At 66.6% G+C, this 16,996-nt stretch carries 19 protein-coding genes and 1 riboswitch; of the genes, 18 read left to right on the forward strand and 1 reads right to left on the reverse strand.

Going from position 1 to position 16,996, the window contains the following annotated elements:
- The first annotated feature begins 160 nt into the window (after window positions 1–160).
- Window positions 161–535: a flagellar protein FlaG gene (locus tag GPICK_RS02590; RefSeq protein WP_039740258.1), complete on the forward strand. Its 375-nt coding sequence runs from the start codon at window positions 161–163 to the stop codon at window positions 533–535.
- Window positions 536–683: 148 nt separating this feature from the next.
- Here the strand turns inward: GPICK_RS02590 and GPICK_RS02595 are convergent, their stop codons facing one another.
- On the reverse strand, window positions 684–1,538 hold the full coding sequence (locus GPICK_RS02595; RefSeq protein WP_039740259.1) for an HDOD domain-containing protein: 855 nt from the start codon (window positions 1,536–1,538) through the stop codon (window positions 684–686).
- Window positions 1,539–1,680: 142 nt separating this feature from the next.
- Between GPICK_RS02595 and yihA the strand changes: the two genes are divergently transcribed.
- The 17 genes from yihA to cobM all read left to right on the forward strand — a co-directional run bounded on the left by yihA (window position 1,681) and on the right by cobM (window position 16,900).
- Entirely contained in the window at window positions 1,681–2,289 is a 609-nt protein-coding gene (gene yihA, locus GPICK_RS02600; protein ID WP_039740261.1) for a ribosome biogenesis GTP-binding protein YihA/YsxC, read from the forward strand.
- Window positions 2,290–2,334: 45 nt separating this feature from the next.
- A riboswitch (cobalamin riboswitch) is annotated at window positions 2,335–2,655 on the forward strand.
- 91 nt (window positions 2,656–2,746) lie between these two features.
- A complete protein-coding gene (cobU, locus tag GPICK_RS02605) occupies window positions 2,747–3,268 on the forward strand; it encodes a bifunctional adenosylcobinamide kinase/adenosylcobinamide-phosphate guanylyltransferase (protein WP_039740263.1) in 522 nt (173 codons plus the stop codon).
- A 26-nt stretch (window positions 3,269–3,294) separates the two neighbouring features.
- Entirely contained in the window at window positions 3,295–4,353 is a 1,059-nt protein-coding gene (gene cobT / locus GPICK_RS02610; RefSeq protein WP_039740265.1) for a nicotinate-nucleotide--dimethylbenzimidazole phosphoribosyltransferase, read from the forward strand.
- Window positions 4,350–5,099, forward strand: a complete 750-nt coding sequence (gene cobS / locus GPICK_RS02615; protein ID WP_039740267.1) for an adenosylcobinamide-GDP ribazoletransferase — start codon at window positions 4,350–4,352, stop codon at window positions 5,097–5,099. The genes cobT and cobS overlap by 4 nt, the downstream gene beginning before the upstream one ends.
- Window positions 5,096–5,704: an alpha-ribazole phosphatase gene (cobC, locus tag GPICK_RS02620; RefSeq protein WP_039740269.1), complete on the forward strand. Its 609-nt coding sequence runs from the start codon at window positions 5,096–5,098 to the stop codon at window positions 5,702–5,704. The genes cobS and cobC overlap by 4 nt, the downstream gene beginning before the upstream one ends.
- A gap of 4 nt (window positions 5,705–5,708) precedes the next feature.
- Window positions 5,709–7,091, forward strand: coding sequence for a cobyrinate a,c-diamide synthase (locus GPICK_RS02625; protein ID WP_039740270.1), 1,383 nt, complete (start codon window positions 5,709–5,711; stop codon window positions 7,089–7,091).
- Between the two features lie 54 nt (window positions 7,092–7,145).
- Window positions 7,146–8,453, forward strand: coding sequence for a phosphomethylpyrimidine synthase ThiC (thiC, locus tag GPICK_RS02630; RefSeq protein WP_039740272.1), 1,308 nt, complete (start codon window positions 7,146–7,148; stop codon window positions 8,451–8,453).
- A 124-nt stretch (window positions 8,454–8,577) separates the two neighbouring features.
- Entirely contained in the window at window positions 8,578–9,627 is a 1,050-nt protein-coding gene (locus GPICK_RS02635; RefSeq protein WP_407920194.1) for an energy-coupling factor ABC transporter permease, read from the forward strand.
- Window positions 9,628–9,631: 4 nt separating this feature from the next.
- Window positions 9,632–10,384 carry a cobalt ECF transporter T component CbiQ gene (gene cbiQ, locus GPICK_RS02640; RefSeq protein WP_039740275.1) on the forward strand — a complete coding sequence of 251 codons (753 nt, stop codon included), beginning with the start codon at window positions 9,632–9,634 and terminating at the stop codon, window positions 10,382–10,384.
- Window positions 10,372–11,253, forward strand: a complete 882-nt coding sequence (locus GPICK_RS02645; RefSeq protein WP_039740276.1) for an energy-coupling factor ABC transporter ATP-binding protein — start codon at window positions 10,372–10,374, stop codon at window positions 11,251–11,253. The genes cbiQ and GPICK_RS02645 overlap by 13 nt, the downstream gene beginning before the upstream one ends.
- 123 nt (window positions 11,254–11,376) lie before the next feature.
- A complete protein-coding gene (locus GPICK_RS02650) occupies window positions 11,377–11,760 on the forward strand; it encodes a sirohydrochlorin chelatase (protein WP_039740278.1) in 384 nt (127 codons plus the stop codon).
- Window positions 11,760–12,407 carry a precorrin-8X methylmutase gene (locus GPICK_RS02655; protein ID WP_039740280.1) on the forward strand — a complete coding sequence of 216 codons (648 nt, stop codon included), beginning with the start codon at window positions 11,760–11,762 and terminating at the stop codon, window positions 12,405–12,407. Before GPICK_RS02650 ends, GPICK_RS02655 begins: the two co-directional genes overlap by 1 nt.
- Window positions 12,404–12,946, forward strand: a complete 543-nt coding sequence (locus GPICK_RS02660) for a pyridoxamine 5'-phosphate oxidase family protein (protein ID WP_039740281.1) — start codon at window positions 12,404–12,406, stop codon at window positions 12,944–12,946. The genes GPICK_RS02655 and GPICK_RS02660 overlap by 4 nt, the downstream gene beginning before the upstream one ends.
- 97 nt (window positions 12,947–13,043) lie before the next feature.
- A complete protein-coding gene (locus GPICK_RS02665) occupies window positions 13,044–14,153 on the forward strand; it encodes a cobalt-precorrin-5B (C(1))-methyltransferase (protein WP_039740283.1) in 1,110 nt (369 codons plus the stop codon).
- Window positions 14,154–14,193: 40 nt separating this feature from the next.
- A complete protein-coding gene (locus GPICK_RS02670) occupies window positions 14,194–15,411 on the forward strand; it encodes a bifunctional cobalt-precorrin-7 (C(5))-methyltransferase/cobalt-precorrin-6B (C(15))-methyltransferase (protein ID WP_039740285.1) in 1,218 nt (405 codons plus the stop codon).
- Complete coding sequence (cobI, locus tag GPICK_RS02675; protein WP_039740288.1) at window positions 15,411–16,124, forward strand: precorrin-2 C(20)-methyltransferase; 714 nt, start codon at window positions 15,411–15,413, stop codon at window positions 16,122–16,124. Before GPICK_RS02670 ends, cobI begins: the two co-directional genes overlap by 1 nt.
- Window positions 16,121–16,900, forward strand: a complete 780-nt coding sequence (gene cobM / locus GPICK_RS02680) for a precorrin-4 C(11)-methyltransferase (RefSeq protein WP_039740289.1) — start codon at window positions 16,121–16,123, stop codon at window positions 16,898–16,900. The genes cobI and cobM overlap by 4 nt, the downstream gene beginning before the upstream one ends.
- Window positions 16,901–16,996 lie beyond the last annotated feature (96 nt).

Here is a 16,996-nt window from a genome sequence, read left to right on the forward strand (position 1 = left end):
GACAGCACTTGTCTGTTCGGTAGGTTGTATGCTGGGTGCATGTATTGGGTTCGGGAGAAGGTTGCAGCGTATCACCATTTATTTCTCCTAAAGTTTTCCGGCCGGATGCCGAAAAACATTGATAAGTGAGGTTCTAAGCGGTGAGAAAGGTGGTGCGGGCATGAGTGTGCAACCGAGCAGCGGGACGGGATCCGTGACCAGCGTCGTCGTCAATCCGACGCCGGCAAAGCTGGCCACTCCCGAGGAGCAGCGGCCGACGGCCTTCGTGGAACTTCCTGAGGTGGCGGTGAAGCAGCCTACGCCGGCCGAGGAGGAGAAGGCCCTCAAAAAGGCGGCGGAGAAGATCAATGAGTTCATCGAATCGATGGCCACGGATCTGCAGTTCTCCTTCGACAAGGACGCTGACCGGATGGTGGTGAAGGTTCTGTCGCGCAAGGACGGCGAGGTGATCAGGCAGATCCCTTCCCGGGAAGCCCTCGAGATCGCCAAGGCGCTCGATACGTTGACGGGGCTGATCATCCGCAAAAAGGCCTGACCGTTCCTGCCCGCTTGCGGGGCGATATGGTTCTCCGTGCCACTCTTGATGACGGAGGAGGGGTATGCGTGCGCCCGATTTGTGTACGTACGCTTGAAATGAAAAAACCGCCGGGAGGCGGTTTTTTGTTGCCGGACGCGCTGCGCGGTCAGTCGTTCAGAAAGAAGCTCTTGTTCTCTTCGAAGGTCTGCTGGAACGTTTCGAGGTCGTCCCCGATGGTGTCGGGGGTGTAGCCGAGGAGCTGGGCCTCGGGGAGCACCGCCAGGTTGAGCGTTTCGTCGGCGACGCGGTCGCCGATGCCGAGCCTCTGGCAGAACTTGTCGGCGAGGCTTGTGGTGGCGGTGAGGAAGAGGTCGTACTGGTCGGTGATCGGCGCGGTGGTGAAGTGGTGGTGGTACATGACGGCGGTGGAGAGGGGGTCGGGAAAGTTCCACTTCTTGATGACGAGGGCGCCGACGTCGGCATGGGAGAAGGGGTAGAGGCTCCGCTCGACCTCCTCGAAAGGGACCCCCTCGTTGTAGGAGCGCATCATGACTTCCTGGAACGTGCGCGGGTTCTGGTCGTTCATGATGGTCTTGCCGATGTCGTGGAAGAGCCCTGCGAGGAAGCCGGCCTCTTCGTTGATAAACCTGCCGCGGGAGGCGATGATGCGGGCGGCCAAAGCGGCGCCGACGGAGTGCTCCCAGAGCATCTTTTCCGTGAGGCCGAACCGCTTGCAGATCTGCTTCAGCGACACCGCCACCACGAGGCTCTTCAGGGTCTTGAACCCCAGCAGCATGATGGCGGCGGAGAGGGTGTTGATCTGCCGCTGGCAGCCGTAGTAGGCGGAGTTGGAGAGCTTGAGGATCCGGGCCGCCACGGCCGGGTCGGAGGAGACGGTCTTGGCGATCAGTTCGACGGTGACGTCTTCCTGCTCCATCATCTCGATGACCTTGGTGGCCACCAGGGGGATCGTCGGAAGGTCGACGGCGGACATGATGAGTGTTTCGAGCTCTTTGTTCATGGGGGTGTCCTGTCTCGGTTGTGGTTCTCCGCGGGGTTATGCAAGTTTCTCGCCCGCGGGCAGGAGGCTTTCGTTGCCAAGGCACGGGGGAAGATGGTATTACTGAAGGCGGAACCATTTACCCGATCGGGGATACTATCGAATGCATGTAACCAGCGCGGAATTTGTCAAAAGCGCGACGAAGCCGGCCAACTATCCTCCGGAGGAGTTTCCGGAGGTCGCCTTCGCCGGCCGCTCCAATGTCGGAAAATCGTCACTGATCAACGTCCTCGTCAACCGCAAGGGGCTCGTCCGGACCAGCTCCACGCCGGGGCGGACCCAGCTCCTCAACTTCTTCCTCGTGAACGGGGGGCTGATGCTGGTGGACCTGCCGGGGTACGGCTTCGCCAAGGTGCCGCTGGCGGTGAAGAAGCAGTGGGGCCCCATGATGGAGACCTATCTCGCCTCCCGCCGCACCCTCGGCTGCGTGGTCCTCATCCTCGACATCCGGCGGGTGCCGACGGAGGAGGACTGTCAAATGCTCCAGTGGCTGCGGGCCTACGATATCCCGACGCTGGTGGTGGTGACCAAGTGCGACAAGGTGTCGAAGAACGAGCGTGCCAAGCAGGCGGCCGTCATCGCCCGGGAGACGGGGCTTCCCCGCGACGAGATGCTCTTCTTCTCGGCACTCTCCCGCGAGGGAAAGGACGCGGTCTGGGGACGGATCGGAGAGCTGCTGGCGGCCCGGGCGCCGGCGGCCGTGGCGGATTAGCCGTTGACTTTCACCGGTCGCTCTGTTTAGATAGGACCGCACAATCGAATAGTTAAACGTTCAGGTGCTTCTGCCGAACGGCAGGAGGTAAAAGGGAAAAGGGTGCGAAACCCTTGCTGTCCCGCAACTGTGAACGGTGATGAAAGCCGCAACGATGCCACTGGACTCCTTGTTGATTTGAAGGCGAGGAATTTTTCGTCCTGGCTAGGAACGCGAGCTGAAGCGCGGAGGCGTACCGAGGTACGCCGCACAAGCTGAAGCGAAGCGTGACAACGCCAGGGCGGAAAAGGACCGCCTTCTTCCGGGAAGGCGCGGCGAGTAAAGTGATCCGTGAGCCAGGAAACCTGCCTGAATGTCCGCTTTACAGGACCTCCGCGGAAGAGGCTCCGAGGCCCGGCGTATATTCAGACCACCGGTTTTCGACCCCGCTTCTTCCCAGGAGGCGGGGTTTTCGTTTATGGCGCGGGTGATTTTCATAACGGGCGGAGCTCGCAGCGGCAAGAGCCGCCTGGCCGAGGAGCTGGCCCTCGGCTTCGGGGCCCCCCTGGGGTATGTCGCCACCGGCGGGGCCGGCGACGGTGAGATGGCGGAGCGGATCGCCCGGCACCGGGCGCGGCGCGGCGACCAGTGGACCACCGTGGAGGAGCCCCGCGCCCTTGCCGGCGTCCTTGCCGGCATCGACGGCCGCTTCAACGCGGTCCTTGTGGACTGCGTCACCCTCTGGCTGAGCAACCTCCTCTTTGCCGGGGACGATTCGCCCCTCATTCTGGATGCTGTCGAAAAATTGACGAAACACTTTCCGCTCTTGACAACCCCCCTCATCATCGTCTCCAACGAGGTGGGGCTGGGGATCGTCCCGGAAAACCGTCTCGCCCGCCAGTTCCGCGACCTGGCAGGGGAGGCGAACGAACTGATTGCCGCGGCGGCCGATGAGGTGTACGTCACCTTCAGCGGGCTGCCGTTGAAGCTCAAAGGGTAACCCATCCGCCGATCAAGGAGCCTCCCATGAAACTGCTGAACGAAGCCCTGTCAAAAATCCAGCCGGTGGACCCGGCACTGCTTGCCCAGGCCCAGGCGAAGCTCGACAACAAGACCAAGCCCATCGGCTCCCTGGGGCGGCTTGAGGAGTTCGCCCGGCGCTACGCCGCCATCTCCGGCACTCTTGAACCCTCCACCTGGAAAAAGGTGATCTTCACCTTCGCCGCCGACCACGGGGTGGTGGCGGAAGGGGTCTCCGCCTTCCCCAAGGAGGTGACGGTCCAGATGGTACACAACTTCCTCGCCGGCGGCGCGGGGGTGAACGTCCTGGCCAACCATGTGCGGGCCGAGGTGCTGGTGGTGGATATCGGCGTCGACCACGACTTCGGCGACACCCCCGGCCTCATCGGCCGCAAGATCGCCCGCGGCACCCGCAACCTCGCCCAGGGGCCGGCCATGACCCGGGAAGAGGCCATCGCCGCCCTGGAGGTGGGGATCGAGCTGGCCAACGGCTGCAAGAAGGAGGGGATCGCCATGGCGGGGACCGGCGAGATGGGGATCGGCAACACCACCCCCTCCTCGGCCATCGTCGCCGCCTTCACCGGCCGCTCCGTTGCCGACCTGACCCACCGTGGGACCGGGATCAACGACTCTGCCCTCAACAACAAGGTCCGGGTCATCGAGCAGGCCCTCGCCGTGAACCGCCCCGACCCGGCCGACCCCATCGACGTTCTCGCCAAGGTGGGGGGGCTGGAGATCGCCGGCATCGCCGGGCTCGTCCTCGGCTGCGCCGCCAACCGGATTCCGGTGGTGGTGGACGGCTTCATCTCCACCGCCGGGGCCCTCGTGGCGTCCGAGCTCCATCCTGCCGTGAAGGAGTATCTCTTCGCCGCCCACCAGTCGGTGGAGATCGGCCATGCCGTCATGCTGGAGCGGCTCGGCGCCGATCCGATCCTCGACCTCAAGATGCGTCTCGGAGAGGGGACCGGAGCGGCCCTCGCCATGGGGCTCATCGAGGCCGGGGTCAAGATCCTGAAGGAGATGGCCACCTTCGAAGAGGCCGGGGTGGCGGAAGGGGAATATTGAGACTCTACCTCATCGCCATCCAGTTCCTCACCATCATCCCGCTGCCGCTGCGGCTCCGGTGGGAGGAGCACGACCTGGGGCGCTCCATGGCCGTCTTCCCCCTGGCGGGGCTCACCATCGGCGGGATGCTGGCGGCGGGTGACGCGCTTCTGGCGCCGTATCTCCCCCGGCCGGTGGCGGATCTCCTCCTCGTGGCGCTCCTGGCGGGGGTGACCGGGGCGCTCCACCACGACGGCCTGGCCGATGTCTGCGACGGCCTGGCGGCCCGGGGGGGGCGGGAGCGGTTCCTGGCGGTGATGAAGGATTCGCGCGTCGGCGCCGTCGGCGTGGTGGGGCTTGTGGTCGGGCTGCTGCTCAAGTACGAGGCGATCCTCGCCCTCCCGCCGGAGGTGAAGCGGCAGGCGCTCCTCTTCTTTCCGGTCGTGGCCCGCTTCGCCCAGGTACAGATGACCGTCGGTTCGCAACGGGCGCGGAGCGACGGCCTTGGCGCCGCCTGCATCGCCGGCGCGGGGATTCCCCAGTTCGTCGCCGCCTACGCCCTGACCCTCGCCGCGGCCTATTTCCTCTTCGGCACCCGGGGAATCGCCTGCTGCCTCGTCCTCTACCTCTTCACCTGGGGGATCCGGCGCTGGGCCCACCACCGCCTCGGCGGGGTGACGGGGGACGTCATCGGCTGTGCCAGTGAGTTGAACGAAATTTTCGCCCTCCTCATCATCGTGGGGATGTTTCACGGAGTAACCGTATGACACCGAAGACGCGCATCTATCTCATCCGCCACGGCGAGGTGGAAGGGGCGGGGGGGGGGATCCGCCGCTACAACGGCCAGACCGATGTGGGGCTCTCCGCGCGGGGCAAGGCGATGTACCACGACCTCAAGGAGCGCTTCGCCGGCACCCGGATCGCGGCCTGCTACACGAGCGATCTTACCCGCTGCGCCTGGGGGGCGGAGGTTCTCGGCGCCCACCTGGGGGTGACGCCGGTGCGGCATCCGGAGCTGCGGGAGCTGAACATGGGGAGCTGGGAGGGGCGGAGCTGGGACGAGCTCGTGGCCCGGCACCCCGAGGAGTGGCAGGCGCGCCTGGCCGACGTGGTCAACTACCGCGTCCCCGGCGGGGAGAACGCGCTCGACGTCCACCGGCGGGTGATGCCGGTCATCAACGGGATCGTGGAGCGTCACCGGGGGGAGGAGGTCCTGGTGGTGGCCCACGGCGGGGTGAACCGGGTCATCCTCCTGAACGCCATCGGTGCGCCGCTCTCCAGCCTCTTCGCCATCGAACAGACCTACTGCTGCCTGAACATCATCGACTATTTCGCCGACGGCAATACCGTGGTGAAACTAGTGAACGGGTGACATCATGAAATCGATCATCATTGCGGCTCCCCACAGCGGGTCGGGCAAGACCACCATCACCCTCGGGATCATGGAGTGCCTCCGGAGGCGCGGCCTCACGGTGGCCCCCTTCAAGGTGGGGCCCGATTTCATCGACCCCGGCTACCACCGCCTCGTCTGCGGTCGTCCCTCCGTCAACGTCGACGGCTGGATGTGCGACCCCGCCTTCGTGAGGGAAACCTTCGGACGCCACAGCCGGGGGGCCGACATCGCCGTCATCGAAGGGGTGATGGGGCTCTTCGACGGGATCGGCGGGGTCTCCGACGAGGGGAGCACCGCCCAGATCGCCCGGCTCACCGGCGCGCCGGTGGTGCTGGTGGTGGACGCCAAGGGGCTCGCCCGGAGCGCCGCCCCCCTCGTGAAGGGATTCGCCGAGTTCGATTCCGAGGTGCGGCTTGCCGGCGTGATCTTCAACGGCGTGGGGAGCGAGAACCATGGCCGGATCCTCCGCGAGGCGGTGGAGAGCGTCAATCCCGAGGTCAGGGTCCTCGGCTGCATCCCCCGGGACGAGCGGCTCCATATCCCCTCCCGCCATCTCGGGCTCATGACCGCCGAGGAGAACCCGCTGCCGGCCGAATTCCTCGATCACCTGGTGGATGTGGTGCGGGGGGCGGTGGATCTCGGCATGCTCTGGGGGGTGGCCATCCCCCACGGCGCGCCCGAGGCGGCGCGTCCGACGGAGGCTAAAGGAGAAGCGGCGCCGCCAGTCCGGATTGCCGTGGCGCGGGATGCCGCCTTCTGCTTCGTCTACGAGGACAACCTCCGGCTCCTGGAAGAAGCGGGGGGGGAACTGGTGCCCTTTTCCCCCCTGGCCGACGGAGGGCTTCCCCCTGACATCGCCGGCATCTACCTCCCCGGCGGCTACCCCGAGCTCTTCGCCGACACTCTGGAGGCCAACGGAGAGATGAGGGGCGCGGTGCGGCGGGCAATTGAAGGGGAGATGCCGGTCTATGCCGAGTGTGGCGGCTTCATCTACCTCACCCGGGGGGTGACCGACGTCCATGGCGATGCCGCTACCCTCCACGACTTCGTCGGGATTTTCCCGGTCACCACCCGGATGCTGCCGCGTCGCAAGGCCCTCGGTTACCGGGAGGTGGAGCTGGTGGCAGACTCCCTCATGGGGCCTGCCGGCACCGTCGCCCGGGGGCATGAGTTCCACTACTCGGAGATGGCCCCCATGCCGCCGGAAGTGGAGCGGAGCTACCAGGTCCGCCGCGCCGGCGTCGACCTGGGGCTGGAAGGATACCGCTACCGGAACTGCCTCGCCTCCTACGTCCATCTCCACTTCGGGAGCGCCCCGGGGATGGCGGGGGCGTTCGTGGAGAGTTGCAGACGGTTCGGTGCGTAGGGGCAATTCATGAATTGCCCCTACTACATCAGATTCAGATAATAAGGAGACATGATGAAAACCCAGATCGAATTCGCCCGCGAGGGGGTCATTACCCCCCAGATGACCGCCGTGGCGGCCGACGAGCAGGTCTCTCCCGACTACGTCCGCCAGATGGTGGCCGAAGGGAAGATCGTCATCCCCTGGAACCACAACCGCAAGCCGCGGGCCGCCGGCATCGGCAAGGGGCTGCGGACCAAGGTGAACGCCTCCATCGGCACCTCCTCCGACATCATCGACTATGCCGCCGAGGTGCGCAAGGCTCAGGCGGCCCAGGAGGCCGGCGCCGATACGCTGATGGAGCTCTCAGTCGGCGGCGACCTCGACCGGGTGCGGCGCGAGGTGATCGCCGCCGTGGACCTCCCCGTGGGGAACGTCCCCCTCTACCAGGCCTTCTGCGAGGCGGCCCGCAAGTACGGTGACCCGAACAAGCTCGACCCGGAGATGCTCTTCGATCTGATCGAGCGCCAGTGCGAGGATGGCATGGCCTTCATGGCGGTCCACTGCGGCATCAACCTCTACACCATCGAGCGCCTGAAGAAGCAGGGGTACCGCTACGGTGGCCTCGTCTCCAAGGGTGGGGTGAGCATGGTGGCCTGGATGATGGCCAACGGCCGCGAAAATCCCCTCTACGAGCAGTTCGACCGGGTGACCGCCATCCTGAAAAAGTACGACACGGTCCTCTCCCTCGGCAACGGCCTGCGGGCCGGCGCCATCCACGACTCCTCCGACCGGGCCCAGATCCAGGAGCTCCTCATCAACTGCGAACTGGCCGAGCTCGGCCGCGAGATGGGATGCCAGATGCTCGTCGAAGGCCCCGGCCATGTGCCGCTGGACGAGGTGGAGGGGAATATCCAGCTCCAGAAGCGGATGAGCGGCGGCGCGCCGTACTACATGCTCGGCCCCATCTCCACCGACGTGGCCCCCGGCTTCGACCACATCACCGCCGCCATCGGCGCGGCCCAGTCGAGCCGCTACGGCGCCGACCTCATCTGCTACATCACCCCGGCCGAGCACCTGGCCCTCCCCAACGAAGAGGATGTCCGCCAGGGGGTGAAAGCCGCGAAGATCGCCGCCTACATCGGCGACATGAACAAATACCCGGAAACGGGGCGCCAGCGGGACAAGGAGATGTCCAAGGCCCGCCGTGATCTCGACTGGCAGAAGCAGTTCGACCTCGCCCTCTTTCCCGAGGATGCCAGGGCGATCCGCGCCAGCCGCACCCCCGAGGATGAGGCCACCTGCACCATGTGCGGCGACTTCTGCGCCTCCCGCGGGGCGGGGAAGCTCTTCGCCGCCGATCTGCGGGGGGATAAGATCTGACGTTTGAATCTGCCACAGAGGCACGGAGACACAGAGGAAAAGCTTAGAAAAGTTCGAGGGAGCTCGGTACGCCATGCAACAAAAACGCGGATCAAAAATCTATTCCATAAAAAAATCTCCAGGGATTTTTTCTGTGTCTCTGTGTCTCTGTGGCGGATTGTTCCTTGCGGTCGCCACTCCCGCCCACGCCATGCACATCTCAGAGGGGATCCTCCCCTTCGGCTGGACCGCCGTCTGGTTCGCGGTGGCGGCGCCGTTTGTGGCGGTGGGGATACGGCGGATGAACCGCCTGGCGAAGGACGACCTCTCGGTGAAACCGCTGGTGGGGCTCATGGCGGCGGTGGTCTTCATCATCTCCTGCATGCCGATCCCGGTGCCGAGCGCCGGCACCTGCTCCCATCCCTGCGGCACGGGGATCGCGGCGATCCTCGTCGGCCCCTTCGTCTCGGTCCTCATCAGCGCCGTGGCGCTCCTGATCCAGGCGCTCTTCCTCTCCCACGGCGGGCTTTCGACCCTTGGCGCCAACATCGTCTCCATGGGGGTGGTGGGCTCCTTCACCGGGTGGCTCGTCTTCCAGGGGGGGCGCCGTCTCGGCCTGAGCCTGGCGGTGGCCGGCTTTGCGGCGGGGATCGTCGCCGACTGGGGGACCTACCTCGCCACCTCGGCGGAGCTTGCCGCCGGCATCCGGGGGAGCGAGCCGTTCTGGCCGCTCTTTGTGAAGATCGCCGTCGCGTTCATCCCGACCCAGCTCCCCCTCGGCATCCTGGAGGGGGCCATGACCGCCGGGATGGTGGTGCTCCTCCATCGCAAGCGCCCCGATCTCCTCGTGAAGATGGGGGTGATGAAGGCGGCGAGCCGGGGGGCGGGGACCGGGGGAGCCGTCGTGCTGCTCGCGGCGCTTCTGCTGGGAGGGATGCTCCTCACGCCCCACCCGGCGCACGCGGCCGACAAGTGGAACGGCGTCGACGAGGCGGTGGTGGAGAAGATCGCCAAAGAGCACGGGCGCGCTGCGCAGGAGCCGCTCATCAACACCGACCGGGGGGACCTCCTCCTCTTCGTCTTTCTCCTGGCCGGCGCGGCCGGCGGGTTCGCGGCGGGGTACTGGTGGCGGATGCTGGTGGTGGAGAAGCATGGCCGCCAATCGGAACCGCAGCCCCGCCGGGAGAGCACCTGAGCCCATGCACCAGATCGCCAATCCCATCGCGAATACCCATGTTCTCTCCGGCGTCGACCCGCGGCTGAAGCTCGTCTCGGCCCTGGCCCTCCTCGTGCTGGTGATGAGCAGCACCGGGGTCGCCTTCCCCCTGACGGTGGCCGGGCTCTCCCTCGCCCTCTGCCGCTGGCTGGGGGTGCCGCTACGGCTTCTCCTCGTCCGCTTCGCCGAGCCGCTCTTCATCGCGGCCATGGTGATCGTGCTGAAGCTTCTCTTCAGTGGCCACGAGCCGCTCTTCACCGTCTCCTTCGGCGGGGTGGCGGTCGTCGGGCACCGCGACGGCCTCGCCACGGGGATCGCCATCGCCTCCCGGATCGCCGGGGCGGTGTCGGTGGTGGCGGCGGTGGGATTCGCCACGCCGTTTACCGATCTCATGGCCGCCCTCTCGTGGCTCCGCGTCCCCCGCGGTTTCATCGAGGTCGCCCTCTTCGCCTGGCGCTACCTCTTCGTCCTCTTCGACGACGCCCAGGTGGTCTACGCCGCCCAGAAGAACCGCCTCGGCTACGCCGGCATCCGGCGGGGGCTGCGCTCCTTCGGCACCCTGGCCGGGGTGCTGGTCATCAAGGCGTTCGACAACAGCCAGACCGTCACCACCGCCATGGTCCAGCGGGGGTATGACGGCACCCTGCCGCTGCTGCGGCACCGCCCCTTCCGCTTCGGCGAGGTGGCGGGGTCGGTGGCGCTGGTGGCCATCATGGGGTTCCTATGGAGACTGTAGTCCGGTTCTCGGTCGATATCCGCGCCTTCGCCTATCCCGACGGAACGAGGGCCTTGTCCGACATCCGCCTGGAGGTGGCGCACGGTGAGTTCTGCGGCATCCTCGGCTCCAACGGTTCGGGGAAGACGACGCTGCTGCGGATCATGGACGGACTCGTCAAGGAGTATGACGGATCGGTGCTCCTCGACGGCCGCGACGTCCGCCGGCTCCACCCCCGCGACATCTACCGGACCGTGGGACTCGTCTTCCAGAACCCCGACGACCAGCTCTTCGCCCACACCGTCTTCGAGGACGTCGCCTTCGGGCCGCGCAACATGGGGTATGCCGAGGCCGAGGTGAAGAGGCGGGTCGAGGAGGCCCTCGCCGCCGTGGAGCTGGCGGAGCTGGCCGCCAAGAGCATCCATGCCCTGAGCTACGGCCAGAAGAAGCGGGCCTGCATCGCCGGCCTCCTCGCCATGGGACACGGAATCCTCCTCATGGACGAGCCGACCGCCGGCCTCGACCCCATGGGGGAGTACCGGATGATGGAGCTCCTTACCCGGCTGAACCGCGAGCAGGGGGTCACCGTGGTCATGGCGACCCATTCGGTGGACCTGGTGCCGCTCTTCCTCCACCGGCTCCACATCCTGAGCCGGGGGCGGCTCGTGCGGGGGGGGACGCCGGAGGAGGTCTTCACCGCCCCGGCGGAGCTGGAGAGCGTGAAGCTGCGGCTCCCCCACATCGCCGAGTTGATCCACCGGCTGAAGCATGAGGATGCCCTTCCGTTTCACCGCCTCCCCCTCACCATCGGCGAGGCGCGGCGGGAGATCGTGGAGATACTACAAACAGTCCACCACAGAGAGACGGAGACACAGAGCAACACCCGTTGAACACCGGTTTTGAGCGTAATAATTTGCCCTTGAGGGATCGTTCGTGATTTGACGGTTCTGAGGTGGTAATCGTTGCGTTCTCTGTGTCTCTGTGTCTCTGTGGCAGATTTTAAGGAGTTAATCATGAAGACTGCAATTTTACTTATGGCCCACGGCAGCCGCATTTCCGAGGCGAACGACGCCGTGCGGGAGATCGCCGCCATGGTGAAGGAGATGACTGGCTACGAGATCGTGGAGATCTCGTTTCGGGAGCAGCATCTCCCCACCATCCAGGAGGGGGTCGACGCCTGCGTGGCCAAGGGCGCGGAACGCGTGCTGCTGATGCCGTACTTCCTCTTCGTCGGCGCCCACGTCCAGGAGGATCTCCCCGAGGAGATGGCCGAGGCGCGGCGCCGCCACCCGAACGTTGCGTTCGCCATGGGGGGGCACCTGGGGGTGCACCGCAAGCTGGCGGAGGTGGCGGCGGACCGGATCGCCGAGGCCATCGCCGCCACGGGGTGGCGCTGATGTCGGTCCACCTGCGCCCCGAGGAGATCGAGGCCGAATCGTTCCGGATGATCGACGCCGAGGTGGGGCCCCATCCCTGGTCGCCGGCCCAGTGGCCGGTGGTGCGCCGCGCTATCCACACCAGTGCCGACTTCGACTACGCCCGCACCATGGTCTTCTCCCGCGATGCCGTGGCGCGCGCCGTGGCGGCCATCCGGGCGGGGCGGGGGATCGTCACCGACACCACCATGGCCCTCTCGGGGATCAGCCGGCCGCGCCTGGACGCCTTCGGCATCGGCGGCGTCTGCCTCGTGGCCGATCCGCTGGTGGCCCGGACCGCGCAGAAACTCGGGGTGACCCGGTCGCTCCTCGCCATGCGCACCGCCGCCGCCAACCCGGAAAACGGGATCTTCGTCATCGGCAACGCCCCGACCGCCCTCTTCGAGCTCATCCGCCTCATCCGGGAGGAGGGGGTGCGCCCAGCGCTGATCGTGGGGCTGCCGGTGGGGTTCGTGGGAGCCGCCGAGAGCAAGGAGGCGCTCCTCGCCCTGGAGCGCAATTTCCCGGAGATACCCTTCATCACCAACCGCGGACGCAAGGGGGGGTCCACCGTGGCGGCGGCGGTGGTGAACGCGCTGCTGATCCTGGCAGGGGAGGAGATGTCATGAGGAAGGCCAACAAGCGGATCACCGATTTTACCCTCCTCGTGGAGCTCCTGAACCGCTGCCATGTGGGGCGCCTCGGCACCGTGGGGCGCGACGGCTGGCCCATGGTGAAGCCACTGAACTTCGCCTGGTACGAGGGACGGATCTACTTCCACTGCGCCCTGGAAGGGGAGAAGCTCGACGAGATCCGGCATGAGGAGCGGGTCTGCTTCGAGGCGGACCTTCCCATCGCCTACGTCAAGGGGGCGCCCGAGAACCCCTGTCGCGCCGAGTACCTCTACCGCAGCGTCATCATCCGCGGCCGGGCCCGCCTTGTAACGGAGCCGGCCGAGAAGGTCCTCGCCCTGGACGCCCTCATGAAGAAATACGAGCCCGGCGTCCCCTTCGCCCCCTACCGCGAGGAGAAGCTCGCCATCACCGGCATCGTCCGGATCGACGTGGAGGAGATGGTCGGCAAGGAGGAGCTCGGCAAGGGGGAGCTGCGGGAGAAGGCCCTGGCGCTCCTGGCGGGGGGCGGCTCGCTGCCGGTGGTGTTGGAATGAGATCACTCCCCCTCACCCCTCCCCCTCTCTTCTGCCATGGCGAAACCCTCTCTCCCGGGGAGAGGGTGGCCGAAGGCCGGGTGAGGGGTTCTCTGGCATGACCAGGCCCCTTCGCCACGGCTACACCACCGGCGCCTGCGCCGCCGCCGCCGCCACGGGGGCGGCCCGGATGCTCCGGGAGCAGCGCTCCGTGGAGGAGATCGAGATCACCCTCCCCCACGGCGAGCGGGTGACGTTCCGGCTCCAGGGGGAGGAATTCGACGAGCGGAGCGCCTCCTGCTTCGTGGTGAAGGATGCCGGCGACGACCCGGACGTGACCAACGGCGCCGAGATCCACGCCATGGTCCGGCGCGAGCCCCTGAACCGCCCCGGCGCCAGGACCATGGTCTTCGTCCGCGGCGGCCGGGGGGTGGGGAAGGCGACCAAGCCGGGGCTCGCCGTGGCGGTGGGGGAGCCGGCCATCAACCCGGTGCCGCTGCGGATGATCACCGAGGGGGTCCGGGAGGAGTTCCCCGTGGCCTGCCTCCCGCAGCTCCTCACCGTCACCATCTCCATCCCCAACGGCGAGGAGCTGGCGAAGAAGACCCTCAACGCCCGGCTCGGCATCGTCGGCGGCCTCTCCATCCTCGGCACCACCGGCATCGTGAAGCCGATCTCCGCCAAGGCCTGGACCGACACCCTCGATGCCGCCCTCGACGTGGCCCGTGCCTGCGGCAGCGAGACGGTAGTCCTCTCCACCGGGAGGACGAGCGAGCTGGCGGCGCAGCACTTTTTCGGAACGGGTGGGGAGGGAGCCGGAAGTGGCAGGAACCTCCCCGAGGAGACGTTCGTGATGATGGGTGACCATGTGGGGTACGCCCTGCGGGCCTCTGCCCGCAAGGGGGTGCGACGGGCAATCCTCGCCGGCCAGTTCGCCAAGCTCCTCAAGATCGCCTGCGGCCACGAACAGACCCATGTCTCCTCCTCCGCCCTCGACCTGCGGGAACTGGCGGCCTGGGTTGCCGAAACCCCCCACGCCGCGCGCCTCACACCCCTCGTGCGCAGAGCGAACACCGCCCGGCAGGTGCTGGAGGAGTCGGGGAACGACCCTTTCCTCATGGCGCTCGTCTGCTCCCGCGCCCGGGATGCGGCGCAACGCCTCGCCCCCGGCATCGAGATCGAGGTTTTGCTGGCAGGGTATGCTGCAGCGGTGCTATATTCCGGCTAAAATTCACGTGTCGTGCGATTCGGTATTCAGGAGGTTTCCCATGCCGCAGCAGAAAGTCTATCTCGTCGGTGCCGGCATCGAGGGGTGGGAAGGGTTCGGCGCCAAGGCCCTGGAGGTGATCAACGAGGCGGAGATCCTCATCGGTCACCGGCGTCACCTCGACATCTTCCCCGATTTCCGGGGGAAGAAACAGGAGCTCGGCGACCTCTCCATCCTCCTGGAGGAGCTGAAGGGGGCGACGAAGCCGACCGTGGTCCTCGGTTCCGGCGATCCCAATTTCTTCGGCATCGCGCGGTTTCTGCTCCGCAACCTCCCCAAGGAGCGGATCGAGATCTTTCCCAACGTGACGAGCGTCCAGTACGCCTTTGCCCGGATCAAGGAGCCGTGGGACGACGCCATCTTCGTCTCGGTCCACGGCCGGGGGCTGAAGCCCGCCGTCGACCGGATCGTCGCCGCCGAGAAGGTGGCGGTCCTCACCGACACGGTCAACACCCCGGCGGCCATCGCCCGGGAGCTGATCCACCGCGGCGCCGAGGGGTACGAGGCGTGGCTCTGCGAAGAGCTGGGGCTGCCGGCGGAGAAATTCACCAAGACCGACGTGAAGGGGCTCCTGGAGCTTCCGGCCGCGGAGCTGAACATCCTGATCCTCATCAAGGCGTGGGAGCCCCAGCTCGCCCAGTATCCGGTGATCGGCATCGAGGACGACGAGTTCGCCACCGCCAAGAAGCTCATCACCAAGCAGGAGGTGCGGGCGGTGACCCTGGCCAAGCTCCGGCTCCAGGACGATCTCGTCATGTGGGACATCGGTGCCGGGAGTGGCTCGGTCTCCATCGAGGCGTCGAACCTCGTCCCCAACGGGAAGATCTTCGCCCTGGAGAAGAATCCCCAGTACCTCACCTTTATCCGCGACAACCTGAAGAAGTTCGTCGCCCGCAACGTGATGCTGATCGAGGCCTTCGCCCCCGAGGGGCTCGACGACCTCCCCGATCCCGACCGGGTCTTCATCGGCGGCTCCGGCGGGATGCTGGAGGAGATCATCGACGCCGTGGACCGGCGGCTCAAGCCCGACGGGGTCATCGTCCTGAACGCCGTCACCCTCGATACCCTCACCAAGGCGGTGGAGTTCCTGGAGGACCACGGCTACACCGTGGAGGTGGCCAGCATCAACGTGGCGAAGACCCGGGGGCTCACCGAGTACAAGATGTTCGAGGCGCTGAATCCGGTCTACATCATCACCGCCCGGAAAGGTGAGGAGTAGTGGCAAAGATCTACGCCATCGGCGTCGGCCCCGGCGATCCGGAACTCCTGACCCGCAAGGCCGAGCGGATCATCCGCCAGTCGCCCGTCATCTGTGCCCCCACCGGCGCGGCCGATGCCGCCAGCTACGCCCTCTCCATCGTGGAGCCGTTCCTCGACCGGGGCCGCCAGCGGATCATCAGCCAAGTCTTCCCGATGAAGAAGGATCAGGCGGGGCTCGACGAGTTCTGGGAGAAGGCCGCCGCCGAGGTGGCGGAGGAGGTCCGCCAGGGGAGGGACGTCGCCTTCATCACCATCGGCGACCCGTTCCTCTACTCCACCTTCCTCTACCTCTACCGGATCTTCCGGGAGCGCCACCCCGAGATCGTCATCGAGATCGTCCCGGGGATCTCCAGCATCAACGCCGCCGCGGCCGCCGCCGGGATGCCGCTGGGGATGGCCCATGAGCGGATCGCCATCCTCCCCACCACCTACGAGGACGACGAACTGCGCCAGACCTTCGCCCGGTTCGACACCGTGATCCTCATGAAGGTGAACCGGGTCTTCGACCGGATTTACGCCCTCCTCACGGAGCTGGGGCTGGCGCGGAGTGCCGTCTTTGTCCGCCGGGTCGGCTCCGGGGAGGAAGAGGTGGTGTACGACCTGGAGCGGCTCGTGGGGGAAAAGCTCGATTACCTGTCGCTCCTGATCGTGAGGAAAGGGGAGGGGATGTGAGCAGCACCGTCCATTTTGTCGGCGCCGGTCCCGGCGATGCCGAGCTCATTACGGTGAAGGGGGCGCGGCTCCTGCGGGAGGCCGACGTCGTCGTCTACGCCGGGAGCCTCGTGGACCGCGAGCTGGTCCGCACCTACGCCCCCGCTGCCGCGGTGTACGACTCCGCCGCCATGACCCTGGAGGAGACCACGGCGGCCCTGACCCAGGCGGTGGCCGACGGGAAACGGGCCGTGCGGCTCCACACCGGCGACCCCTCCATCTACGGAGCCATCCAGGAGCAGATGGCGGAACTGGACCGGCTCGGGATCGCCTATGCGGTGGTGCCCGGGGTGACCAGCGCCTTCGCCGCGGCGGCAACCCTGAAGCAGGAACTGACCCTTCCCGAGGTTTCCCAGACGGTCGTCATCACCCGCCTGGCGGGGCGGACCCCGGTGCCGGAGCGGGAGAAGCTCTCTGAAATCGCCCGGATCGGCGCGACGCTCGTCATCTACCTCTCCGTCTCCATGATCGAGCGGGTGGTGGCGGAGTTGCTGAAGGGGGCCTACACGCCGGCGACCCCGGCGGCGGTGGTGGCCAAGGCCTCCTGGCCCGACGAGGAGGTGGTGGAGGGAACCCTGGCCGACATCGCCGCCAAGGTGAAAGAGGCCGGCATCGGCAAGCAGGCGCTGATCCTCGTGGGGGACGTGCTTAAGGCCCGGCGGGAGGGAATGAAGGCAAAATCGCTCCTCTATGACCGGGAGTTCTCCCACGAGTTCCGCAAGGGTATTGTGACCTAAGGGACCGGCACGCGGAGATGTCCATGGCAATTGACTGACAAGTCGTCACCGACGAGAAGGTGCTCAGGGTGATGTTGCAAAACTAGATTCAGCAAG

Origin of the sequence: Geobacter pickeringii (assembly GCF_000817955.1) — a bacterium.
GTDB classification, from domain to species: domain Bacteria; phylum Desulfobacterota; class Desulfuromonadia; order Geobacterales; family Geobacteraceae; genus Geobacter; species Geobacter pickeringii.